This is a genomic window from Pseudoalteromonas sp. SWYJZ98 (genome assembly GCF_015864495.1).
Taxonomy (GTDB): Bacteria; Pseudomonadota; Gammaproteobacteria; order Enterobacterales; family Alteromonadaceae; genus Pseudoalteromonas; species Pseudoalteromonas distincta.
In genome coordinates this window covers 81,310-104,474 of sequence record NZ_JADYXA010000010.1, presented here as the reverse complement: position 1 = coordinate 104,474, position 23,165 = coordinate 81,310, and the positions used below count along the sequence as shown (strand labels likewise).

Below are 23,165 nucleotides of genomic sequence, written 5' to 3'. Positions count from 1 at the left end.
TGAGAAGCTATTTATCGACTTGCAGAAAACAATATGTATCTGCAAGCCTAGCCCTTGAGTTATTATTCAAAAATCAGCTGCCTGATATATTCATTTCAGATGAGGCTGAATAGTTACAAAATTAAACTAATTAGTTTGTAGCTACTTAGCCCAAAAATTAGGATTAAAACGGGTAGGGTTACCAGGTTTAACATCAAAGAGTTAGTGTAGTTTCCCATAACCCCTTTTTGATTAACCAGCCATACAAGGTAGGTGCTAACAATAGGGAGTAATAACCCGTTAGCCGCTTGCGCGAATATAATTACCGCGACAGGGTCTAAACCGAGTGACGCCACAGCAGCACCAAACAATAAAATAACAATAGCGACGCCTTTAAAGCGCGTGTTACTCATATCGTTAGACCATCCTAACATGCCACACACGGCGTAAGCACCGGCAAGCGGCGCTGTAATAGCACTTGTTAAACCTGCAGCAAATAAACCAATAGCAAAAAAGTAATGAGCGGCGTCGCCAAGCAATGGCTCTAGCTGCACAGCCATGTTAGCCGCACTAATTTTCCCCGCATCGGTGCCATAAAATGCAACTGAAGCTGTAGATAAAATAGCTAAAGTGATCACACCGCCTAAAGTGATTGATAGGCCTGTATCAACATTTGTTTGTTTAATCACTTTTTGCATGTCGCTGTTACTGTCGTGTCTAGCAGCGAGTACGCCGGAGTGCAAAAATAAGTTATACGGCACAATGGTAGTACCAACTAAAGCTAGTATGGTTGTAATAGAGCCTTCAGGCATACTAGGAATAAAGCCAGCAAATACATCACCCAGTGAAGGCGCTGCCATTACAAGTGTTGAGATAAACACTAAGCTCATTAAAATAACGAGTAAAATTAGCGCGTTTTCAACCACTTTATGTTTGCTGCTATACAGTAAAGCTGCACTAAAAAAAGCAATAAGTGGTGTCCATAGTTGGGAGCTAACTTGAGGGAATATTTCAATTAATCCCATGCTAGCGCCACTTAAGTTACCCGCTTCATAAGCTGCACTGCCCACACCAATGGCGCTGATGACTAAAAATATAGCTAAAGATTTAAATAAAGGCGTTTGAATATGTGCTCTGAGCGCTTGAGCTAAATCTTGCCCGGTGGCAACGCCAAGGCGCGCCGCCATAGATTGTAATAATATAGTGGCAACAACTGAAAACAGTAATGTCCATATAAGTGCAAAACCAAAGTTTGCACCTGCCACGCTGGCGGTAGTAATTGTTCCTGGCCCAATGAAGGCTGCAGTGACGAGTAGTCCTGGTCCTAATCGCATAATTGACCTTAATAGTGCTAATGCATGTTGCTATTTAAAGTTACATCTTACGTTTAAAATCAATAATTATACGCGATGCCTGTTGTGTTATTGCTGCCACTTAAACTAAGTGCCTTGCAGCAGTATTCGCTCCTTGACGATTTCTTTTTTATAAGCATATGTTAAAAAAGGGCGCGTAGGATACCAACTTGTATATAAATTTAAAGGGGATACAGTGCGTTTGCATGAATTTTAAACGTATATATAAGCGAGTTAAATGACTGATGCCGATATTAATATCGGCATCAGTATATTTACTTTATTAGGTTTTTAATCGCTTCTAAGCCTTTTTTTAGGGTATCTGCATCGGTAGCATAGTTAATACGAATACACTCGTGCTTGTGCGCCCAATCATCGTCAATGCCGATAAAAAAGTTGTGACCTGGGATCACATACACGTCTTGTTCTTTGAGTTGTTGATACAATACCTCGCTTGTTATTTTTGCATCTTTAAACCACAGCCACATAAAAAATGCACCTTCAACTTTGTGCAAATAAACAGGTAGTTCGGCAAATACTTCATCAAATAATTCAATCGCGATTTGTGCTTTATTACGATAAAAAGGCAGTACCACGTTGCGGCACAGTGGCAGTAGTTCGTTGTCGTTAATTAAGCGTGTCACTAAGCTTGGACCAATACTATTTGGCGATAACACCATGCTGCCGTTTACGCGGCCAATTGCTTTAATAATCTCATTATTGGCAACCACAATACCGCTGCGTAAACCCGGTAGGCCCAGTTTTGAAAGTGACATACATAAAATAATGTTTGAGTTCCACGTTAGGTTTGCATCGGTGTAAATACAACCTGGAAACGGGTCGCCATATGCGTTATCAATAATGAGTGGAATACCATATTGCTTAGCGAGCAAATCAAGGTGTTTTACTTCATCATCAGTAATTACATTACCTGTTGGGTTAGTAGGGCGTGATACGCACAGCGCGCTTATGCTGCTGTCGTTTGCTAGTGTTTTTTCAACTGCTTTAAAATCAATGACGTATTTAAACTGTTTTGATGTGCTGCCTGTATTCAAAATTTCGATATCAGGCTTTATGGCAACAAACATATCAGCCGATAAACCTTGATCGGCATAACCTATGTACTCTGGCGCAAGGGGAAATAAAATCTTTTTATGGCTGCCATCCGGCATTTCGCCTGCCAACATATTAAACAACACAAAAAAGTTAGCTTGGCTGCCATTGCCAAGTGCTACATTATCGGCACTAATATCCCATGCGTACTCTTTACTTAGCTGGCCAGCTAATGCTGCTCTAAACTCGTCGTTACCGGTTGGGCCATCGTAGAGCCCAAATACTTGCGATACCTTGTTACTGGCAACGAGTTTTTGTAATTCACTTAAAAAAACCTCATTTACTTGTGGTACTAATGCGGGATTACCGCCACCCAGCATAACAATATTAGGATTGTTACTGTTTTTAGCCCCGCCTAAGTCTTCCATTAATTGGGTAATGCCGTTGGGTTGTGTAAATTTAGTGCCAAAGTTTGAGTAGTTCATAATGCATAGCGTTTGTTAGTAATGGGGAGGGCAGTATAGCGTAAATAAATGGTTTAAATTCGATGATGAGAATAATTCAATGCTGAGGTTTGCAGCTAGCTATAGTAATGTAACTTCTTATAAAACAAAGGCTAAGTTAAGGTTTTTTAACGCCGTATAAAAACTCTTTGCCGCAGTCCATATACAAATCAAATTTGGCCATAACTTTGGTAAACATAGGGGCGTGTAAAAACTCGTTTAACCATGCGCGTAAATGCGTGTATTCACTTTGTAAGTACCAGTGTTTATCTACGCGGGCAAACTGTCTAATAAATGGCAGCAGAGCATAGTCGGCTAGGCTTTTTTCATCGCCCATTAAGTATTTATGCGTGGTTAGTTTTGCTTCAAATTGCTTAATAAACTCTTCGCAGGCTTTTTGATAATAAATTTGTGCCATGTCTTTTGTGCGAGCATAAAACTTATACTTTTCGAGCACAGGCTTAAATTGTGTGTCGTTTAGCTTAATTAATTCAAGCATGCGCTCAAGTGCTAATGGGTCTTGAGTATGCAGTAAATTATGCGAATCGTTTTGCTTTAAAGCCCACAGCATAATATCTAGGCTTTCATCTATAACTTGATTATTCGGCAACAATAAAACTGGCACCGTGCCTTTTGGCGATATTTGCAAAAGATGCGGCGGCTTATTTTTAGTTTTTATAGCACGTAGAAGCACTTGTTGCTCTGCCATTAAAATACCCATTCGTGCTCGCATTGCATATGGGCAGTGTTGTAATGAATATAATAATGGCAATGTCATTTTATTACTTACCTTAGCTGTTTAAGCCTTCAACATATTGCTGACGTGTTTTTACTTTTACCATGTGATTTAATTGATCAGCTGCTTGTGTTTGCCCGCTAATTAAATCTTGGAAATGGGCGAGTAACACGGCTTTATCTAGTTTTTCTTTATCGCCTGAGCCAATGTCGGTTAAATCAATCATGAACTCGTCAAATTTGTCGGCAAAGTCACTCACAATATCCATGTTTAAAAATTGCTCATGGTTATAAATACTTGGGTAGCCGCCTTTTTGTTTATCAATAGCAAAGCTAATGCCTTTGACATTGGTAACGGTGGTTTCTTTTTTACAGCTCAGCATACAGCTTGCGTCAATGCGTGGTTTTTTACATCCTACTGTTTGCTGGAAAAAACACTGTCGGCTGGTCATCATTAGTATTGGATGATAAATGCTGTACATCATTTTAAAGTTGTTAGGGCGTTTAATATTACGCATTTGTGGTTTGTTTATTTCGTTTGAAATAAACGCGCCTTTTGCGTTTAAATCTTCTTGTAGTGTTAGTAACGCATAAGAGTTTGTGGTGTTTAACAACGGGCCTGCAATCCAGTCAATACCCATTTGTACTGCTTTAAATGCAACGCCTGTGTTGTTACTAATAATAAGCTTAGGTTTTACAACCTCGAGCAAACGTACCGCTTCTTCAAAATCTTTACCAATTAACACGGCTGGAAACCACGGAATTAACTGTGGGTGCTCTAAAAATACATTAATGTATTTATCGTTATCGGTTCTAAAGCTCTCTGGTAATTTAAAGTAAACATCGCCACCTGTTAAATCACATAGGTGAACGTCTTTTATGTCCGATATTAAAATAGAGAGTGTTGTTTTGTTATCGGCTTTAGGGTGGTTTACTAGTTTTGGCAGTTCAACAGGGGCGAGTACGTCTTTACCTTCGTTTAATAAAAACGCGACTTGCTTTTTAATACGGGCAAGCTCTTTAAACGGAATGCTTAAGTTGTTGCCTAAGTTTGAGTAATCCATATTTTTAATTTCAAAATTGGCATTACTAAAGGTTTTAAAGCGTTTATCAATAGCTGCAATATCAACAACTGATTTATCAGCGGTTTGCATAGGCATTTGCGATTGAACTTCAAAGCGTAGAGGTTGAAGGGCGCTTTGCTCTGCTAGGGTGTTGTCGTGTTTATCGTTTATTGTCAGTGTTACTGTAAATGGCTGGTTTAATTGACCGCCAAACTCAAAGCGTAGTTCTCGTTTTGAAATATCTAAAAACTCAATCTTCTTTTTAACTAACGTATCAATATCATTTTTTTCTGCGGCGAGCTCTTGCTGTGCATCGTAAATTTGCACAACCGAAATTGCGTTATTCTTTTCGTTAGCGTGATCAAAGCTATGGTCGCGCGGGTTGTCGGTAAACATGTTTTTTGTCATGTCACCTTGCAAAAACTTATTAGTAAAATTACGGTTAAATACTTTGTATAAGCTTGAATCGTCTTCAATTAAATTACCGGTTTGCACAAACGTGTCTATCTGTTTACGCCAGCTATCAATAACCGTATGTACGTAGTTAGCGCCTTTAATACGACCTTCTACTTTTAACGAGTCAACACCTGCGGCTACCAGCTCTGGTAGGTCAAAATAAGCTGAATTATCTTTTAAGTTTAATGGGTGTTTGTTACCCATCGCCGTTGGCTCGTATTCATCACGACACGCTTGCGAGCAGCGACCACGATTGCCCGAGTTACCCACACTTACTGAGCTTGAATAGCATTGCCCTGAAAACGCAATACATAAGGCGCCGTGCACAAACACTTCGGTTAATACGTCGCATTTATGCGCTACGTCAGTCAGTATTTTGATTTCAGTTAAGTTAAGCTCGCGCGATAAATTTACACGTGTAGCGCCAATGCGGGCTAAAAACTCAACTTGTGATTCGTTATGCGTAGTTAACTGCGTTGATGCGTGAATATGCAAAGTAGGAAAGTGCTTTTTAACTATATTGAATAACCCTAGGTCTTGCACAATAATGCCGTCGAGCGTGGTATTTACTAGCTGATTTAATAGCTTAAATAGCGCACCCATTTCGTGCTCTAATATAACTACATTTAGCGTTAAAAAAATCTCACAGCCGTATTCATGGGCTAGGCGAAGTGCGCCGTTAAGCTCATCAAACGAAAGATTAGACGCTCGGTTACGTGCATTAAAGGTATCTAATCCACAATAAACCGCATTAGCACCGGCTACAATGGCTGCTTTTACCGCGTTAACATCACCGCCTGGGGCTAATAGTTCAATCTTTCTACTCATTACAATGTCGCTTCGCTCATATTTAATTGCCGCGAATTTTATATGGTTAAGCACGTTAATGCTATTTATTGAGGGATATAATAAAGACTAAAATAAAAGAGTGTATAAAATTACAATTAAGCTGGCTGATTTATTACGTAAACATGTAATAAAATGATAGTTTATAAGCCAGCAACACTTTCAACTTTACTTAGGCGAACCCCATCAGCAATCAAGATCTTAAACAGTTAGATACAGGTTTAAACAGTGATGAATCTGGAATTATTAACACCCAACTAAAAATAGCCACATTTAATCTGTTTAACTATCTTAAGCCGCCCAATGCATACTATGAGTTTGAGAAAATTTATACTGCGCAGCAGTGGGCTAAAAAGCAGCGTTGGGTTGTTGATTACTTAACAGAACATGCCCCTGATGTGATTGGTTTTCAGGAAGTGTTTAGCATTGACTCATTAAAAGAGCTAGTAGGCGAGCAAGGTTATAATTACTTTGCTGTAGTTGATACGCCAGAGGTGATTGATGACTTTATTTATAAACGCCCCGTAGTGGCAATCGCCTCTAAATACCCCATAGTTGAAGTAGCAGCGGTTGAGCACGATAGTGAGCTTGCAATTGCGCTTGGCCTTAATAGTGAGTTTACTTTTAGTCGCAAAGTACTAAGAGCAACTATAACGCTGCCGCATATAGGCAATACTGATTGTTACGTGGTGCATTTTAAATCTAAGCGCCCAATGATTAATGTCGATGAGCATAATAAAGAGCTTACACCCGAGCAAAACATAATTGAAATTTTAAAAGCGAATGTAGCGGGTGGGTGGGGCTCAACTATTCAGCGTGGCAGTGAAGCTACATTACTAATGATACAAATGATTGCTCGTCGCGAAGCTATGCAACAACCCATGCTATTAATGGGGGACTTTAATAATGAACTAGCGGATGGCGTATTAAGCCATTTACTGACAAGTACGCTACGCTTTGCGCCTGCATTTGATGCTAAAACCTACCTCGCTAAATATTGTTTAAATGATTCATGGGATTTGTTTGTTAAGTCGCAGCTAAGCGAAGATGAACTGTCTAATTGTGAGGCAATGACTAGCGATGAAATAAGCGATAGTGAAAGCAATAGCATTTTTGATTTAGCTGATGAAAACGAAGCAAAAAATGTTAATGCAACTAAGCTTATGCCTTTAAGAGCACCAACACATTATTATGGCGCGAGCAGCTCCGTGCTTGATTATATTTTATTATCTTGTGAGTTTGATGCCAGCTACCTTGGCAGTTTTTTTGAGGTGATTGAGTATAATACTTATGATCGTCACTTAATTAATCCCGAATTTGAGCGCGATGATTTAAGTACCGATCATGGTATTGTGTTAGTTACACTAAAACTAAGAAGCTAGGCTTGCTCTATGCATAATTATGCTAAAATTATAAATTAAAAGTATTCATATAGCAGCAATACTTGATGTATTGCGCCGGTTTGTATATTTTATCATCAGCCTTTTGAATTGTATTAATAATAAATTACTAAAATGGTAAATATGGAATTTTATACCTACTTGAATCATAAGCGAAATATGGATTTACCTTCGCAAATACATAGTTTCATTGTAAAGCGAATTTATAATTTTACATTTTTAGTGAAAGCTTTGTTAGCTTAAACAGCGCTTACGCACAAGAAACCACCTCATACAATTTAACTAATGAATCTAATGCAGGGCTGCTAAAAAGAGCTGAATTACTTATAGATACTGACGTTATAACAAGTATTGAACTAAGTAAGGCGTTGTTGTCACAAGCGCAAAGTGCTGATGACACGTTACTCAGCGCAAAGCTACATAACTTGCTAGGTAGGGCGAATAAAAAAAATAACAATATTAATGAATCGCTCGAGCACTTTTTACAATCCTCTGTTTACTACAGCAAATTAAATGATTCACGAAACCAAATAAAGGCGTCTATTAATTATATAAATATATTATTAGAAGAAAAACGTTATGACGAACTTACTACCCGCATTGAAACTTTATTACCAACAACCCTTGTGTATGGCGATGACTTTTTTATAGCGCAGGTGCTCCTTACTAAGGGGGATTCGTTTTATGAACAAAAAAAGTACAATAACGCGAACGCGCAATACACATCTGCTTTAAAATACCTTGTTGATGAAGACGAATTAATACAAAGACAGTTAGATGAAACGTATAAAAAATTAGCTCAGTCGTACAAACGCCTCAAAAATAGAGAGCAAACGGCTCACTTTTATACAAAAGCTTTAGAGGTATATTCTAATTTAGGTGATTTAAAGCTAATGGCGCGTACTTTAAATACACTAGCAGAAGCACACCGTTATTTAGATAACTTAGTTTTAGCTCTTACTCCACTCGCGCATTAGAAATACATAAAGACATAAAGACATTGACGACCCTGTTGGCTTTGCTAAGGCATTACTAGGGGCGGGTATTATTTATCGTCATATTAATCTTTATGAAAAATCACTTGAACATATAAATGAGGCATATTTATATTATAAAAAAGTAAATAACATGCTTGGGATTGCTAAAACATCAAATCAAATGGGACTGGTATATACACGATTAAGACAGTTTGATCAGGCCGAATTTTTCTATCAAATAACTATCGATTTGCCAAAAGGTATGGTCGAGGAAAAAACGCTCGCTTCAGCTTTAAGAGAAATGGCTGTTATTAACTATGAGTCTGGCGACTTAGAATCAGCGATGAGATTTGCTCAGAAAGCTTACGTAACTTATAAAACCAAAAATCTTACATCCTACATTTCTATAACGGCGCGTATTATTGCTAATATTTATCGTGCCCAAGGGAATAAAAACAAGGCTATAGAGTATTACAAAGAGTCGTTGTCGTTCGCCAGAGAAGCAGGTGGTAAACTTTATGAGATAAAGTCGCTTACTGCGCTTGCGGGCATTTTAATTGGTATTGATACAAATGAGGCGATTTCTTTACTAAAAAGGTCACTCGCTTTATCAACCGAAATAGATGATAAGTTACATATGCTATATGCCTATCGTGAAATTCGAATAGCAGAAAAATTGCGTGGTCGTATAGAAGAGTCACTTCGTTATGCAGAAGAAGAAATAGCCCTAACCGATATTATTCAAAATGAAAGAAGTGAAGATAAGTTGGCGCTTGAAAAAGCACATTTGCATTCGTACAAAATGGAAATAGAGCTTGAGACGTTAAGAGAAAAAGAAAAACGCCATCAGCTTGAGCTTGAAAAGAAAAATAATCAAATTGAAATCGCCGCCCAAGCTAGAGTTATATCAGAGCTAGAGCTTTCAAAGAATAAATACGCCAGTATTGCGCTCGCATTTTTATTAGCCGCTTGTTTAGCTATTGTATTACTGGTTTATAGAAGTTTTATTGCCTCTAAAAAACGTAATGAAGAGTTAGACTATTTGGCAGCAAGAGACCCTTTAACCAATTGTTATAACCGTCGTATTTTATTTGAGGTTATGAATCGCGACTTTTTGGATTTACCTCAGATTGAAGAGTACTGTATTTTAATGGTCGATATTGATCATTTTAAAAGCGTTAACGACACCTATGGGCATAGCGTTGGCGACACAGTACTTTGTGGCGTAGCCGAACTTTTACAAGCTAATATACGTAAAAGTGATAGCGTGGCCCGTTTTGGTGGCGAAGAATTTTGTATTATTTTGCCCAACACAACTCAAGAGCAAGCAATACGTATAGCTGAGGCTATTCGTATTAAAGTTGAAAAAGCGACATTTGATGATATTCCTGTTACGTGTAGCTTTGGGGTTACGTCTATTAAATTTAAAGCAAGAACACCTTCTGAGTTGATTGAACAGGCTGATTTAGCTCTTTATGAGGCTAAGTCCTTGGGGCGTAATCAGGTAGCGTTATGGGATGCTTCACTTGAAGAGTTTAAACTTTTTAGATCGGAGTAAACTCAGCAGTATACAGTTTAGTTTTGATGTAATTTTTTAAAATTATAACAAGTAAATTTTATACAATGCTGTGTGTTACTTACATATGTAATTAGGCTTATTAAATTAACCCTTTGAATATCAGTGTATTAACTTAGGCTTTAAAATTGCAATCAATACTAAGTTAAAAACAAAACAAAGGATTTAATAATGACTGAAGTTGCACTTTCGGCCTATTTGGCATTTTACCTCTATTTAATTATGTTGCTTGTACAGTGGGCTGTGGCTACGTTTAGCAAAGCTAAAGAACCAAATGCTGTACCAGGTAAAATTGACGAGGATTTATCGCACGACAGCTTTATATTTAGAGCGCATCGTACGTTTCATAATACGCTTGAAAACAGCGCATTATTTATAGGTACGGTGTTATTTGCGTTTGTAATTAATTATCAAAGCCCGATTTTTGCAATGTGTATTTGGGTGTATTTAATTGCGCGTTTAATTCACATGGCGCTGTACTACGCTATAGCAACGGAGAAAAACCCAAGCCCACGTAGTTACTTTTTTTTAATCGGCGTACTTGCTAATGTGGTTATGCTGATAATGATAGGGTTAAGACTAATCTCTTAATTTATAAAAAAAGTTATAAAATTTATTTATAACGATAAAAAAAGCGAAGAGCCTTTAAGGCATCTTCGCTTTTTTGTTTAAAGTAGAAGCAGAATAAAACTACCTCTACCGTAAGGTAATATTAATGGTTAATCGACGCCTATAAACCCGCCTGTTTGGTGTGTCCATAGTGCTGCGTATATTCCACCCTTAGCGATTAATTCTTCATGAGTGCCTTGCTCAACTACGCCGCCGTCATCAAGTACAATTAATCTATCCATTTGTGCAATGGTTGAGAGCCTGTGCGCTATGGCAATAACTGTTTTACCAGTCATTAAATCATCAAGGCTTGCCTGAATTGCGGCTTCTACTTCTGAGTCGAGTGCGCTGGTGGCTTCGTCGAGTATAAGTATGGGTGCATTTTTAAGTAGTACACGTGCAATAGCAATACGTTGACGTTGACCGCCCGAAAGCGTAACACCGCGTTCGCCCACTTGTGCATCAAAGCCTTTATTACCTTTGCTGTCGACCAAGTCGTTTATAAACTCAAGCGCCTTAGCTTGTTTGGTCGCGTTGATCATCTCGTCTTGTGTTGCATCGGGGCGACCGTACAAAATATTGTCTTTTACTGAGCGATGAAGCAGGGAAGTATCTTGCGTTACCATGGCTATATATCTGCGTAGGCTTTCTTGGCTTACGTCCGTGATGTTTTGCCCATCAATTTTTATTGTTCCAGAGTCGGTATCATAAAAACGCAGTAATAAGTTAACAAGTGTTGATTTACCCGCGCCAGAGCGACCGACTAAACCAATTTTTTCGCCAGGCTTAATGTTTAAGTTTAAACCGTTCATTACTGGGCTTCGATTAGTCTCGTTTGCAGCTTTGCCGTAGTTAAAGTGTACGTTGTTAAACTCAATAGCACCTTGGCTTACGTTAAGCGTATCAGCATTTGGTTTATCGGCAACTTCAATAGGGTTAGAAAGTGTTTTCATACCATCGGCTACGGTGCCAATGTTTTCGAACAAGCTGCTTATTTCCCACATGATCCACTGCGCCATACCGTTTAATCTGAGCGCTAGGCTAACAGCAACTGCAATGGCGCCGGCGCTAATTGCACTAAGTGACCATAAATAAAGTGATACAGCGGCAACCGAAAATACTAATAGGTAATTTAAGCTTTGAATAACAAAGTTTAAGCTGGTTACTAAGCGCATTTGCTTGTACACAGGCTGTAAAAATACATCCATGCTTTGTTTTGCGTATTGCTCTTCACGCTGGGTATACGAAAACAATTTAATAGTTGAAATGTTAGTGTAACTATCAACAATACGGCCGGTCATTTCTGAGCGCGCATCGGCTTGTGAGCTGGCAATTTTTTTAAGGCGCGGTACAAAGTAAAGTTGCACGCAAATGTATAAAACCAACCAAACTAATAAAGGGATCATTAAGCGCCAATCGGCTTCGGCAACTAAAAATACCATTGAGCCAAAATAAACCACTATATACATTAATACATCAAGTAGTTTGGTCACTGTTTCGCGAACAGCTAAAGAAGTTTGCAGTACTTTGGTGGCTATTCTTCCTGCAAATTCATTTTGATAAAAGCTAACACTTTGGCGCAGTAAATAACGATGCGCTAACCAGCGAATCGACATAGGGTAATTGCCAAGCAATGCTTGGTGCAAAATAGCAGAATGAAAAAATACGACTACGGGCAATACTAATAGCAGCATGACAGCCATTTTAATAAGCTCTGACTTTTGCTCTACAAACAAGGTTTCGGGCGTGTAGGCTGTTAACCAATCAACAAGCTGCCCCATATAGCTAAATAAAGAAACCTCTAAAATAGCGAGCATGGCGGCACTGATTGACATAAGCAGCAACGACAGTTCCATTCCTTTGGTGTAGTGGCGACAAAAGGCAAATAAAGTCGAAGGCGGCTGAGTAGGTTGATCCTCAGGAAATGCTTTTGTCATTTTTTCAAATAATCGATACATTTTAAAAACTTAAATGGCAAATAATGGTCGCTATTATACCATTTAAGTATTTTTAAATGCAGGTTTGTAAGGTATTAATTGTGAATATGCTAGAGCGTTATTAATATAAACTTATGTATAAAAGAACACCTAAAAACACTTCACTTACTTTTATAGCATTGGGTTATTTAGGTTTGTACCTTTGCTCATGTATAAATCGTCATATCTGAGGCCACCATTTCCGTAAGGCTTTTTAATTGGGCCTGTATTACAGTTTGCTAAAAAATATATAAGAGGTTGTTCGCGCTTCATTCTAAATTGTGCATTTTTATACACCAGTGTTTGCTTGCTAAATTCACCGCCTTTTACGTAAACATCATATTGCTGACCTTGCTCTGAGACTGCTGCGTTATTAACAACATACCATACGTCGTACCAGGTATTTGTTTGCAGAGGTTTAGCTGACTGTTTGGTAGTGTAGTTTTGAATGTTGCTATACCCGCTGTCGGTTTTAACCATTAATGCGCCATCGTTTACAAGCCCGTTTGATTCTGTTTTATCGGTTACGCGAAGTGTAGGCTCAAACGCATCGTACGCATGTTTATTAATTAGCTCTGGCGTAAGGTTGCTTAATCCAAAAGCATGGTTATTAGGAAAAGCAGCCACGTTTATACGCATATAAAATGTGTAGGTGTCGCCAACTTCAACCGCTTGTGGAAGTTTTGTATAAGAAAGCGCTTTACGATTTCCTACAATGCTCTCAGCCGCAGGCTTTTTTAGTAAATAATGATTTGTTGATGAGTTTGCTTGTTCTGATTGTATAACTGTTATTTGTGGGTTTTTAACCTGTGGCTTAGTTTCATTTTGCGTATCGACACTTTGCCACTTGCTAAGTGAATTTTCAAAGTCATCAATAAGTAGCCAATCGCTTGACGTGTTTTTAGAAATGGTTGAACACGACGCTAACGCGCTTAACAAACATAAAAGTGACATGTGTTTACAATGCATAATTGGCTCTCAGTAAGTTTAGGTTTTTTGGTTAACCAATTATTGTTTTGGCTATAACTTTAAAGTAAAGGTTATGTAACCAATTTAATGTTTTTATGTCAATCATTAAAGCAATACGTAATGGCGTGGGAACTGCGAAGATATAAAAATTATTATTCCATTCAGAAAATTAACCAGTAAACTTATCCATTAAATCAACTCAGCAAATTTCAGCTGAGTTTAAAATAATTTAATAGTTAGGATGTTATATGTATACGGGTTCGTGTTTGTGTGGTGAAGTAAACGTTGAAGTGTCGGGCAGTATAACTAGGGCGTGTTGATCTTTATGGATTGAAATTTGTTCAATCTAGGGGCGATTTAATCGCGGCGCAAGGTTTGTAACCTAGTGGGCTAAGTAAAAACCGAGCAACAAAGAGTCAATCGTCCCTAGCAAGAACCCAAAGGGCAGCGCATGTTTGGTCTTTATGCTACGTTATCGCCTATGTATGGGGAACAACCACATATCATAGGCTCTGCCTTGCCTAAATACCAAACACACTGCTGCAAATTCAACCACCAAAGAACAACACGCCCTACTATTATCCATTGTCATTGTTCACTGTGCAGAAAAAACAGCGGGACTGCATTTGCAACCAATGGCTTTGTAAATACAGATGACTTTACAATAAGCAAAGGGCAGGCACTACTTAGCGAGTATAGTTTTAAAGTAGGGCGTACTCGTTACTTTTGTAAATGTTGTGGCTCGCCGGTTTATAGTAGCAATAATGATGACAAAAGCAGAATACGAATTCGTTTAGGAATATTTGATAGCGATATTACTGAGCAGGTTTTATCGCATAATTTTGTTACGTCTAAAGCTAACTGGGAGAAGTTAGAAACAAGCTTACCGTGCTATGAAAAACATGAACCTGGTCGGTAACGCGTTTTATTCAATGTGGTAAATGCTGTTAATACTTTTATAAAGGTCTGGCGCAAAGTTTATAAACACCGGTGAGTTTTGTATTTCATCAACGTTTATATGCATTAATGTTTGCTGGCTTAGTATGATCACTATATTTTTGTATTCGTTAAACTCTATTATCCCTAAGCACTTAAAATGTTGCCTTAAAAGTACTAAAAGCATTTGCAGCTCTTGGCCTGTTTGTGGGTTTAAATTAATGATTACTTGCGTATTTTGCTCACTGCAGCGATTTATATTTTGCCAAAAGCTATCGCTGGTTAAAAAAGGCTGATGATATTCACCACTAAAAATATCGATAGTGATTACGTTAAAGTGATCAGAGCATTGGGTAATATATTGCTCGGCGCATTGTAAATAGCTGCTGTGCTTAATTGGTAACTTAAAGTGCTGGGCAGCAATTAAGGCAATGCTTGGGTTTATTTCTACCGTGTTAAATGTATTGATGGTGTTTATGTAAGGCGTATTACTTTGTAAGTGATACATAATTCGCTCAAACCCTGCAGTGCCCAAGCCTAAATTTAATATATTTAGTGTATCTACCGGTTTAAGTAAAAATAACATCATACACTGGTTTACAGGTACTATTACTTGCTCAGGGTGTATAAGGTTCATAACGCCTTGAATTGTTATGTCTTCATTGGTTTTTTGTGCAAGCGTTAACCATCGGTATTCTTTATTTTGATACACGCATACAGGGCCGTATGCACTTTGCTGCGACTCAATAAGGTTACTTTTAATTGTATCTTCTTTTAGCTGACGCATAACTTAAACTATTAATGTATACACAATGACAGTGTGCCACGAAAAACACATTTTTAAATAGATTATTGTGTAACAAGGTTTGTAATTTAACCTCTAAATATAATATTGTATTAGCTATTAATTAGTTAGAAGTTATTCAAGGATTGAAAATGGGATTAATTTTAGGGCCTGCTGTTTTGGCATGGTTTCCAGTATTTATCTATTCTTTACGATTAGGGTATGTGCTTATTTATAAAAATATGGGCGCACTGACCATAGTGACTACTTTTGCAATTGGTATTATTGGTCTGTTGGCTTTTATGACGTATGGATATAGGCAGTTTGCAAACAATACCTCTGTTTGGGCATTTGAGATCCCAAGTTATTTTTTATTTAGCAAAATTGCTTTTATAGGTGTATTGAGTGGTTTTTTACTTAACTATTATATTAATCCTGAAAATAGTTCGGAGTTTTTGAGCTGTTTAGCATTTGTATTAATATTTATGTTTTCTGCTGGTGTGCTTGCAAGCTTAGGAGGGCATGAGGCCTTTTTGAAAGAATTTGATATTAAAACCACTCATTAAAAGTATGCATAATAAATTTTGGCCCAGTACCCATTAAAGGTAGTGGGCTTTTTACTATCCTAGTAACCTCTTGTAAATGCGCTTAGCGTGCTCCTTTCTACATCTACCTCAAATGTATTGCCATAAAATCTTAGTTAAGTAATGGTTACACTATAATAATTAGGAGCTAATAGATGCTTAAAACACCTTTGAAAATCACAACAACGTTACTTAAATTTACTGCAATTGCAGGCGCCTGCACACTTGCATTATCAGCACATGGGAAAACACAACTTCAATACACAGAACAGCAAAAATTACATGATATAGCAGCTCAAGTATCACCCGAACGTATTGGTAGTGACATTCAAACGCTGGTGGATTTTGGTACTCGCCATACGCTTTCAGAAACTAAATCGGATACTCGAGGCATTGGTGCGGCTAGGCGTTGGATAAAAAAAGAACTTGAAAAAATATCTGTGCAGTGTGGTGGTTGTCTGGAAATTATTGAAGTAAAGGACACTATATCGGGCGAAAAACGCATTCCTAATCCTGTTGAAGTGGTTAACATAGTGGCTATTCAACGTGGGTCGAACGAGCCGAATCGCATGGTGATTATGTCGGGTGATATAGATTCACGTGTAAGTGATGTTATGGACTTTACGAGTGATTCACCGGGTGCTAACGATAATGCATCGGGCGTGGCAGGAGTAATAGAAGCAGCTCGTGTTTTAAGTAAATACAAATTTAATGGTTCGGTAGTTTACGCGGCGCTTTCGGGCGAAGAGCAGGGTTTGTTTGGCGGAAAAATATTAACGGCTTATGCGCAAAAGCATGACTGGCAAGTTCATGGCGTTTTAAACAACGATATGATTGGCAATATTACCGGTATTAATGGGGTAACTGATAATACAACTGCGCGTATATTTTCAGAAGGTACCCGTGTTGTAGAAACAAAAGAGCAAGCTAATACTCGCCGCTTTACAGGTGGTGAAGTCGATTCTGCGAGTCGCAATTTAGCTCGCTACATAGATACTATTGCTGACAGATACATTCCTAATTTAGATACAATGCTTGTATATCGATTAGATAGATTTGGCCGTGGTGGGCATCATCGTCCATTTAATGATGCAGGTTTTGCAGCGGTGCGTATTATGGAAACTAACGAGCACTACGATCGTCAGCATCAAGATTTACGCACTGAAAATGGTGTTGAGTATGGCGATACAATTGATGGCGTTGATTTTGATTATACGGCTAAGTTAACTTCACTTAATGCGGTTACTATGGCATCTATGGCGTGGGCACCCGCACCGCCAAAAGAAGTTAAAATAAAGGGCGCTGTTACAGCTGATACGTCGTTTTCATGGCAAGAAAGCAGTGATGAAAATATTGCTGGCTATAAAATTTATTGGCGTTACACGAGCGAGCCGCAATGGCAGTTTAGTAAATACGTTGGTAAGGTTTCACAGTACACACTTAAAAACGTAGTGATTGATAATTATTACTTTGGTGTAGCCTCTGTTAGTAAAGACGGTATTGAGTCTCCAGTAGTTTTTCCGGGTGATGTGGGTTCGTTTGATCACAATATAAAATAATAGTTTGGCTAAAAACACAGCAAACAGAGCGCTTTAAGGTGCAAATGACCGTTTTATACTTGCACCTTATTTACTAAGCCCTTAGAGTGTTAAAAAAGAAGTAAAAGGTTATTAAAAATGCAACAACAAGAAAAAAAGCCGTTAACAGCAAAAGAACAAGTTATAACTGATGAGCAAAGAATGCAGTGGCAACGCGAATGTTTTCAAACAGCGCAAAAGCATTTAGCCGAAAAGGGCATTATGCCAAAATCAGTAGTTGATAAAGACAGTCGATTTTTAGCACCACTTTGTGCAATGTGGAAATTTAAAGCACAGAACGGTAAAACATATTGGGTAATAACAGGGCGGTTACCTACAGATCATGCTGAGGTTAGTGCGGCAACAGATGCACGCGATGCAATGCGTTATTTTTCTTTGCAGTGGCAATTAAAAGCGGATCAAATTATGAGTACAGGCGCGCGTGATAAAACGCAGGTAGATTTTGCTAACTTACTTATAAATAGAGCACATGGCTTGTATGAAATGTATGATAATGAACCGCTGTGGGCAAATGAGTCAAAGTAGCTACAGTTTGGGTTAAGTAACAATGTAGAGGGTGATAGCTTATTTATTGCCCTTTGCTTTATCTAATGGACAAGTGTGAAGGGGGTTGTATTAAACGCCGAAACAGAGCATTGCATACGTTGCCTAGGAATTCCCGCCTCCATAAATACATTTCCTTGCTGAATAAAGCCATTGCGCTTAAAACGCTCTACTTCATTTAAAATACAATTAATGCTTACTTCTTCAATACCTTGGTTTGAAGCTAATTCTACAATAAAGTTTAGAAGCGATGTATATACTTTGCGATTACGGTGCTCAGGTAATACAGCTATTCTGCCGATTAAGCCATCTTTACATAATCTACCCGTTGCTATTGGGCAGTTTGCATCGTCTGTAACAAGTACATGTAATGCAATTTTATCTAGGCTATCAAATTCGATATGCTTGGGGATATGTAACTCGTAAACAAAAACTCGCTCTCGAATTTTTTGTAGCAAATCTTTTTTTATATCCCATTCAACCTTATCAACCAGATAGCCCATTGCAAACTCCTATTGATACCAAATTAAAATGAGTAAGCAATCACAGCAAAGTTATTTAAGCCAATATCAGATGAAAATTAAAAATTTTAACTGACCTGTATACATAGTATCTTGCGCTGTAAAATGCTCATCATTATTAATATAATTGGTATTATTACTCGTGGTCTATATTAAACCAAAGCCCCTCATTAACAAGTGTAGTAAAAGTTTGAGTAAAAACTAAACTTGGCTTTGTTAAATTTAATGCTGAACTTTCAAACTCAGTATGATCGGTAAGTAGTTTTACCGCCGCTAAGTCGGTTAACGGCATGGCGTAATTTTCGCCATTAACACTTAGTAAAACTTCTGTATCGAGTTGCTGATAAATAGCGCGTGTGCCACCTAAGCGTTCAAACACTGTTTCTTCATCACTTAAATCATCGCTTATTTGCTCTGACGTAAATGGAGGCTCTACTGGCGCTAAATCCATTTCATGTTTGGGCTGACTAAGCGTTGAGCCTAGCCATTGTTTAAATAAATCGTCATTTTCTAAAAGTGCTGCCATCAGTGTTTTAACTTTATCAACTTCAAGGTTTGTAAGTTCACCTTTTGATTTTCTGAGCGTGATGTTGTGATCGGTATAACGTTTTTGGCCGCTTTCGGTATCAATAATATGATCGGCAAAGCTCGACAATAAATCTTGTTGATTTGGCGCTCTAAAACCAACTGAATAATTTAGTGCGTTTTCTACAGCGTAACCTTCGTGAGGGCACCCTGGTGGAATATATAAAATATCGCCAGGCTCTAATATGCAATCGATTACGGCTTCAAATGCTTCTACTTGCAGTAATTTTTTGTTTTGAGCAAACTGCTTAAGTGTTGGATCGGGCAGGCCTACGCGCCAATGACGTTTACCTTCGCCTTGAATAATAAATACGTCATATTGGTCTAAATGTGGGCCAACACCACCATTAGGCGTTGAATAGCTGATCATTAAATCATCTATGCGCCAGTTTGGAATAAACCTAAATGGCTCTAGTAGTTGTGCAGCTTCGCTATGCCAGTGATCAACTGCTTGCACGAGTAATGTAGAATGATCGTCTGTTAACTGCTCAAAGTCTTCAAATGGACCTTGGTGCGTTTGCCAATCATTTTTATGATTGGTGATAATACGTGACTCTATGCTTTCTTCCATTGCGAGACCGGCAAGTTCATTAGCATCAAGCGGGTCTTGAAAATCAGCAAAACCTTGTTTGATTAAAAGCGGTTTTTTTTGCCAAAAATGGCTTAAAAACTCTTGCTCAGACAAATTATTTATTTTTAATTGATACATACATTATGCCTACTAGTTTGTGCAATGGGGTTAAAACAAAAAAAGCGAAAGGATGAGCCTTTCGCTTTTTAAAAGAGTAATTTAGTTTTTAAACTAAGTCATCAATAAACTCAACAGCACGACCAATGTAATTAGCAGGTGTTAGTTTTTTCATTTCTACTTTAGCGTGCTCTGGAAGGTCAAGACCATCGATAAAGTCAGCCATTATTTCTTGATTTACACGTTTACCGCGTGTTAAATCTTTAAGTTTTTCGTATGGCTTTTCAATACCATATTTACGCATAACTGTTTGAATCGGCTCGGCTAGTAATTCCCAGTTTTGATCAAGCTCGTCTGCTAAACGTTGCTCGTTTACTTCAAGCTTGCTCACACCTTTAAGTGTTGATTGGTATGCAATGATCGCATAGCCCATACCTACACCTAAGTTACGTAATACCGTTGAATCGGTAAGGTCACGCTGCCAGCGAGAAACTGGTAATTTTTGTGCAAGGTGAGCAAAAATAGCGTTTGCTAAACCTAAGTTACCTTCTGAGTTTTCAAAATCAATTGGGTTAACTTTATGCGGCATTGTAGATGAGCCAATTTCGCCCGCAATTGTTTTTTGCTTAAAGTGATTAAGTGCGATGTAACCCCACATGTCACGGTCAAAATCGAGCAAAATAGTGTTAAAGCGTGCAATTGCGTCAAACAACTCTGCAATATAGTCATGCGGTTCAATTTGTGTGGTAAATGGGTTAAGTGTTAAACCTAAGCTTGATACAAATTTATCTGCGTGAGTATGCCAGTCGTAATCTGGGTATGCGCTAAGGTGAGCGTTGTAGTTACCAACAGCACCGTTAACTTTACCAAGCATTTCTACTTGTGCAATTTGGTCGCGTTGACGCTTTAAACGCATGTATACGTTAGCAAACTCTTTACCCATCGTTGATGGTGTAGCTGGTTGCCCGTGCGTACGAGTCATCATTGGGATTGCTTTGTACTCAATCGCTTTTTCTTTAATTGCGCTTAAAAGTTCATCGCAATAAGGGAGTAAAACCTTGTTACGTGCTTCGCTAAGCATTAAACCATGAGATAGATTGTTAATATCTTCTGAAGTACAAGCGAAGTGAATAAATTCATTGATTGCATGAAGCTCACTGTTATCGGCTACTTTTTCTTTTAATAAGTATTCAACCGCTTTAACATCGTGGTTTGTAGTGCGTTCAATATCTTTAACGCGCTGTGCATCAGCTTCACTGAAGTTATCTACAATAGCGTTAAGTAGTGCATTTGCTTGTTCGCTAAATGCAGGTACTTCTTTTATATCGCTTGCTGCAGCTAACGCTTGCAACCAACGCACTTCAACAATTACGCGGTATTTAATTAAGCCAAATTCGCTGAAAATACTGCGTAGTTCAGTGGTTTTGCTGCCGTAGCGACCATCCACCGGAGAGATAGCCGTTAACGCTGAAAGCTCCATAATAACTCCTAAATTTTAGTTTGAACGATAGTTAAATTTTTGTTTTAGCAATGGCGAGTATTTTTCTTTTTGAAAAGAAAAAGTGACGGCGTTTACCGCCCATTTGTCGCCATAATACTGCACTTCTAACACCGGCTAGTAATAGGGCACGGATTTTATTTTGAGTGAGCTGCTGTTTTAATAACTCGGGTTTACCATAAACCTGTATTCGGTGCCCAAGGGGGCTCAGCACCGACGAGTATATATCTGCTAAACCGGCAACAACGCTCTCGTCGGTAATAGCAAAATGATCTAAACGACGATGAATATCATCAATTCGTTTGCCTAATTCGTTTAAGCTCTTGTCGTTTGCATTTAGTGCACGCTCAAGCTGCATTAAACCACCTACGTACTTTACTATTTCAACATCTTTTTGAGCGCCTGCAGTAAGCTGCGCCATTAATGTTTTATAGCCATCACGCAGGTTATCTGTACCTTGATAAACGTCCTCTGGAGATTCAGGAGATGTTTGAATAATACTTGAAAGTAAGATTTCTAAATCGTGTTTGTTGTTGCTGCCGTATTGGGCAATTTTTTGAACTTGTTTAGCAACCTGGCACATGGCGGCAAGCGCCATGACTTGGTATTCATTCATTACTTAATCACCGAGTCAATAATACCACCACCTAAACACACATCTTCTGCATAAAATACGGCAGATTGACCTGGCGTAACTGCTTTTTGTGGTTCGTCGAATAATACACGAGCCATGCCGTCTTCACCTACAAGTAGGGTACAGCTTAAGTCTTCTTGACGGTAACGTGTTTTTACTGTGCAGCGAGTGGTGCCTTTAGGGCCAACGCGGTCTACCCAATGTAATTGGTTTGCATTAAGACCATTACTGTATAGGCGAGGGTGATCTTTACCTTGACCAACAACAAGTACGTTACGTTCTAAATCTTTATCAACTACGTACCATGGTTCGCCAGAACCTTCCTTCATACCACCAATTAACAAGCCTTTGCGTTGTCCAAGTGTGTGGTACATTAAGCCTTCGTGCTCGCCTACGTTGTTACCGTCAGTGTCTTCGATAACGCCAGGTTGCGCTGGTAAAAACTTTTGTAGAAAATCTTTAAATTTACGCTCACCGATAAAGCAAATTCCGGTGCTGTCTTTTTTATCGTGCGTGATTAGGTCTTGTTCTTCTGCTATGCGGCGTACTTCTGGTTTTTCGATATCACCTACAGGGAATAACGTTTGGCCAATATGTTCATGGCTTAGGGTATATAAGAAGTAGCTTTGATCTTTATTATTATCAAGTCCGCGACACATTACGTATTTGTCATCGCGAAGTTCACGGCGAACGTAGTGTCCGGTTGCAATAAAGTCAGCACCGAGTGCTTGAGCCGCAAATTCTAAAAAGGCTTTAAATTTAATTTCTTTATTACACATTATATCTGGGTTTGGTGTACGGCCGGCTTTGTACTCTGCTAAAAAGTATTCGAATACATTATCCCAGTATTCAGCAGCAAAGTTTACTGTGTGAAGCTCAATACCTAATTTGTCGCACACGGCTTGTGCATCTTTTAAGTCATCAGCGGCGGCACAGTATTCATCATTGTCGTCTTCTTCCCAGTTCTTCATAAACAGGCCTTCTACTTGGTAGCCCTGTTGTTGTAATAAATATGCAGATACAGAAGAATCAACACCGCCGGACATGCCAACAATGACTTTAATGTGACTATTTTCGCTCATGAATAATTTCGCTTATACAGATTGCTGTTAACTTGGAAAGGCCGCGATTATAGCATGTATTTTGTTTGTGCTTAAAGAGCGTAGGGCGGCAAAGGACATAATTTGTCACTATTTTATTTGTATAACAAATAGCAAACTAGACTTAAACGCATTATCAGGCTGTAACTTTAGCAATATTAAAGTGATCTTTACTAATAAATTAAGAGTATAGAATAAT

Annotated in this window: 20 protein-coding genes; 8 read left to right on the top strand and 12 right to left on the bottom strand. The window is 38.4% G+C overall.

Annotated elements, in window-relative coordinates; all coding sequences use genetic code 11:
- Nucleotides 1-113: 113 nt before the first annotated feature.
- The 4 genes from I6F10_RS09215 to I6F10_RS09200 form a co-directional block, all read right to left on the bottom strand.
- The gene (locus tag I6F10_RS09215; protein WP_165743146.1) at nt 114-1,313 is read right to left on the bottom strand and encodes an Nramp family divalent metal transporter; all 1,200 of its coding nucleotides are present in this window, start codon (nt 1,311-1,313) and stop codon (nt 114-116) included.
- Nucleotides 1,314-1,606: 293 nt separating this feature from the next.
- Nucleotides 1,607-2,869: a valine--pyruvate transaminase gene (locus I6F10_RS09210; RefSeq protein WP_165743147.1), complete on the bottom strand. Its 1,263-nt coding sequence runs from the start codon at nt 2,867-2,869 to the stop codon at nt 1,607-1,609.
- 136 nt (nt 2,870-3,005) lie between these two features.
- Nucleotides 3,006-3,665 carry a glutathione S-transferase gene (locus tag I6F10_RS09205; protein ID WP_165743148.1) on the bottom strand — a complete coding sequence of 220 codons (660 nt, stop codon included), beginning with the start codon at nt 3,663-3,665 and terminating at the stop codon, nt 3,006-3,008.
- Between the two features lie 13 nt (nt 3,666-3,678).
- On the bottom strand, nt 3,679-5,970 hold the full coding sequence (locus I6F10_RS09200; protein WP_165743150.1) for a peptidase U32 family protein: 2,292 nt from the start codon (nt 5,968-5,970) through the stop codon (nt 3,679-3,681).
- Nucleotides 5,971-6,266: 296 nt separating this feature from the next.
- Here I6F10_RS09200 and I6F10_RS09195 point away from each other — a divergent pair, with 296 nt between their 5' ends.
- The 4 genes from I6F10_RS09195 to I6F10_RS09185 all read left to right on the top strand — a co-directional run bounded on the left by I6F10_RS09195 (nt 6,267) and on the right by I6F10_RS09185 (nt 10,532).
- On the top strand, nt 6,267-7,370 hold the full coding sequence (locus tag I6F10_RS09195) for an endonuclease/exonuclease/phosphatase family protein (RefSeq protein ID WP_165743222.1): 1,104 nt from the start codon (nt 6,267-6,269) through the stop codon (nt 7,368-7,370).
- Nucleotides 7,371-7,759: 389 nt separating this feature from the next.
- Nucleotides 7,760-8,365 carry a tetratricopeptide repeat protein gene (locus I6F10_RS20210; RefSeq protein ID WP_231619912.1) on the top strand — a complete coding sequence of 202 codons (606 nt, stop codon included), beginning with the start codon at nt 7,760-7,762 and terminating at the stop codon, nt 8,363-8,365.
- A 151-nt stretch (nt 8,366-8,516) separates the two neighbouring features.
- Entirely contained in the window at nt 8,517-9,923 is a 1,407-nt protein-coding gene (locus tag I6F10_RS20205) for a tetratricopeptide repeat-containing diguanylate cyclase (protein ID WP_231619911.1), read from the top strand.
- Nucleotides 9,924-10,112: 189 nt separating this feature from the next.
- On the top strand, nt 10,113-10,532 hold the full coding sequence (locus tag I6F10_RS09185) for an MAPEG family protein (RefSeq protein ID WP_002963227.1): 420 nt from the start codon (nt 10,113-10,115) through the stop codon (nt 10,530-10,532).
- Nucleotides 10,533-10,660: 128 nt separating this feature from the next.
- Here the strand turns inward: I6F10_RS09185 and I6F10_RS09180 are convergent, their stop codons facing one another.
- Both I6F10_RS09180 and I6F10_RS09175 read right to left on the bottom strand, forming a co-directional pair.
- Nucleotides 10,661-12,508, bottom strand: a complete 1,848-nt coding sequence (locus tag I6F10_RS09180) for an ABC transporter ATP-binding protein (RefSeq protein ID WP_165743152.1) — start codon at nt 12,506-12,508, stop codon at nt 10,661-10,663.
- Nucleotides 12,509-12,658: 150 nt separating this feature from the next.
- Nucleotides 12,659-13,495, bottom strand: a complete 837-nt coding sequence (locus tag I6F10_RS09175) for a hypothetical protein (protein WP_165743154.1) — start codon at nt 13,493-13,495, stop codon at nt 12,659-12,661.
- Nucleotides 13,496-13,946: 451 nt separating this feature from the next.
- On the opposite strand from I6F10_RS09175, the gene I6F10_RS09170 reads away from it, so the two are divergent.
- Nucleotides 13,947-14,414: a GFA family protein gene (locus I6F10_RS09170; RefSeq protein WP_231619910.1), complete on the top strand. Its 468-nt coding sequence runs from the start codon at nt 13,947-13,949 to the stop codon at nt 14,412-14,414.
- A 6-nt stretch (nt 14,415-14,420) separates the two neighbouring features.
- Here I6F10_RS09170 and I6F10_RS09165 read toward each other — a convergent pair whose 3' ends face one another.
- Complete coding sequence (locus I6F10_RS09165) at nt 14,421-15,218, bottom strand: hypothetical protein (protein WP_165743156.1); 798 nt, start codon at nt 15,216-15,218, stop codon at nt 14,421-14,423.
- A 149-nt stretch (nt 15,219-15,367) separates the two neighbouring features.
- On the opposite strand from I6F10_RS09165, the gene I6F10_RS09160 reads away from it, so the two are divergent.
- The 3 genes from I6F10_RS09160 to I6F10_RS09150 all read left to right on the top strand — a co-directional run bounded on the left by I6F10_RS09160 (nt 15,368) and on the right by I6F10_RS09150 (nt 17,922).
- Nucleotides 15,368-15,781, top strand: a complete 414-nt coding sequence (locus I6F10_RS09160; RefSeq protein WP_165743158.1) for a hypothetical protein — start codon at nt 15,368-15,370, stop codon at nt 15,779-15,781.
- Nucleotides 15,782-15,954: 173 nt separating this feature from the next.
- Nucleotides 15,955-17,358 (top strand): M28 family peptidase, encoded by a 1,404-nt coding sequence (locus I6F10_RS09155; protein WP_165743161.1) that lies wholly within the window; start codon nt 15,955-15,957, stop codon nt 17,356-17,358.
- Nucleotides 17,359-17,475: 117 nt separating this feature from the next.
- On the top strand, nt 17,476-17,922 hold the full coding sequence (locus tag I6F10_RS09150; RefSeq protein ID WP_165743163.1) for a DUF4826 family protein: 447 nt from the start codon (nt 17,476-17,478) through the stop codon (nt 17,920-17,922).
- A gap of 62 nt (nt 17,923-17,984) precedes the next feature.
- Here the strand turns inward: I6F10_RS09150 and I6F10_RS09145 are convergent, their stop codons facing one another.
- From I6F10_RS09145 to mnmA, 5 genes are all read right to left on the bottom strand, one after another.
- Nucleotides 17,985-18,443 carry a GNAT family N-acetyltransferase gene (locus I6F10_RS09145; protein ID WP_165743165.1) on the bottom strand — a complete coding sequence of 153 codons (459 nt, stop codon included), beginning with the start codon at nt 18,441-18,443 and terminating at the stop codon, nt 17,985-17,987.
- 154 nt (nt 18,444-18,597) lie between these two features.
- Nucleotides 18,598-19,755, bottom strand: a complete 1,158-nt coding sequence (locus tag I6F10_RS09140; RefSeq protein WP_165743167.1) for a ribosomal protein uL16 3-hydroxylase — start codon at nt 19,753-19,755, stop codon at nt 18,598-18,600.
- Between the two features lie 88 nt (nt 19,756-19,843).
- Nucleotides 19,844-21,214: an adenylosuccinate lyase gene (gene purB, locus I6F10_RS09135; protein ID WP_002962710.1), complete on the bottom strand. Its 1,371-nt coding sequence runs from the start codon at nt 21,212-21,214 to the stop codon at nt 19,844-19,846.
- A gap of 31 nt (nt 21,215-21,245) precedes the next feature.
- Nucleotides 21,246-21,848: a high frequency lysogenization protein HflD gene (gene hflD / locus I6F10_RS09130; protein ID WP_165743169.1), complete on the bottom strand. Its 603-nt coding sequence runs from the start codon at nt 21,846-21,848 to the stop codon at nt 21,246-21,248.
- Complete coding sequence (gene mnmA / locus I6F10_RS09125) at nt 21,848-22,948, bottom strand: tRNA 2-thiouridine(34) synthase MnmA (RefSeq protein WP_002962705.1); 1,101 nt, start codon at nt 22,946-22,948, stop codon at nt 21,848-21,850. The genes hflD and mnmA overlap by 1 nt, the downstream gene beginning before the upstream one ends.
- Nucleotides 22,949-23,165 lie beyond the last annotated feature (217 nt).

Coding starts and splice junctions, on each gene's coding strand:
- mnmA (WP_002962705.1), bottom strand. CDS start 22,948: ATGAGCGAAAATAGTCACATTAAAGTCATTGTTGGCATGTCCGGCGGT.
- I6F10_RS09185 (WP_002963227.1), top strand. CDS start 10,113: ATGACTGAAGTTGCACTTTCGGCCTATTTGGCATTTTACCTCTATTTA.
- I6F10_RS09155 (WP_165743161.1), top strand. CDS start 15,955: ATGCTTAAAACACCTTTGAAAATCACAACAACGTTACTTAAATTTACT.
- I6F10_RS09210 (WP_165743147.1), bottom strand. CDS start 2,869: ATGAACTACTCAAACTTTGGCACTAAATTTACACAACCCAACGGCATT.
- I6F10_RS09180 (WP_165743152.1), bottom strand. CDS start 12,508: ATGTATCGATTATTTGAAAAAATGACAAAAGCATTTCCTGAGGATCAA.
- I6F10_RS09160 (WP_165743158.1), top strand. CDS start 15,368: ATGGGATTAATTTTAGGGCCTGCTGTTTTGGCATGGTTTCCAGTATTT.
- I6F10_RS09215 (WP_165743146.1), bottom strand. CDS start 1,313: ATGCGATTAGGACCAGGACTACTCGTCACTGCAGCCTTCATTGGGCCA.
- I6F10_RS09175 (WP_165743154.1), bottom strand. CDS start 13,495: ATGCATTGTAAACACATGTCACTTTTATGTTTGTTAAGCGCGTTAGCG.
- I6F10_RS09165 (WP_165743156.1), bottom strand. CDS start 15,218: ATGCGTCAGCTAAAAGAAGATACAATTAAAAGTAACCTTATTGAGTCG.
- I6F10_RS09200 (WP_165743150.1), bottom strand. CDS start 5,970: ATGAGTAGAAAGATTGAACTATTAGCCCCAGGCGGTGATGTTAACGCG.
- I6F10_RS09150 (WP_165743163.1), top strand. CDS start 17,476: ATGCAACAACAAGAAAAAAAGCCGTTAACAGCAAAAGAACAAGTTATA.
- I6F10_RS20205 (WP_231619911.1), top strand. CDS start 8,517: ATGCTTGGGATTGCTAAAACATCAAATCAAATGGGACTGGTATATACA.
- I6F10_RS09145 (WP_165743165.1), bottom strand. CDS start 18,443: ATGGGCTATCTGGTTGATAAGGTTGAATGGGATATAAAAAAAGATTTG.
- purB (WP_002962710.1), bottom strand. CDS start 21,214: ATGGAGCTTTCAGCGTTAACGGCTATCTCTCCGGTGGATGGTCGCTAC.
- I6F10_RS09205 (WP_165743148.1), bottom strand. CDS start 3,665: ATGACATTGCCATTATTATATTCATTACAACACTGCCCATATGCAATG.
- I6F10_RS09170 (WP_231619910.1), top strand. CDS start 13,947: ATGTTTGGTCTTTATGCTACGTTATCGCCTATGTATGGGGAACAACCA.
- I6F10_RS09140 (WP_165743167.1), bottom strand. CDS start 19,755: ATGTATCAATTAAAAATAAATAATTTGTCTGAGCAAGAGTTTTTAAGC.
- hflD (WP_165743169.1), bottom strand. CDS start 21,848: ATGAATGAATACCAAGTCATGGCGCTTGCCGCCATGTGCCAGGTTGCT.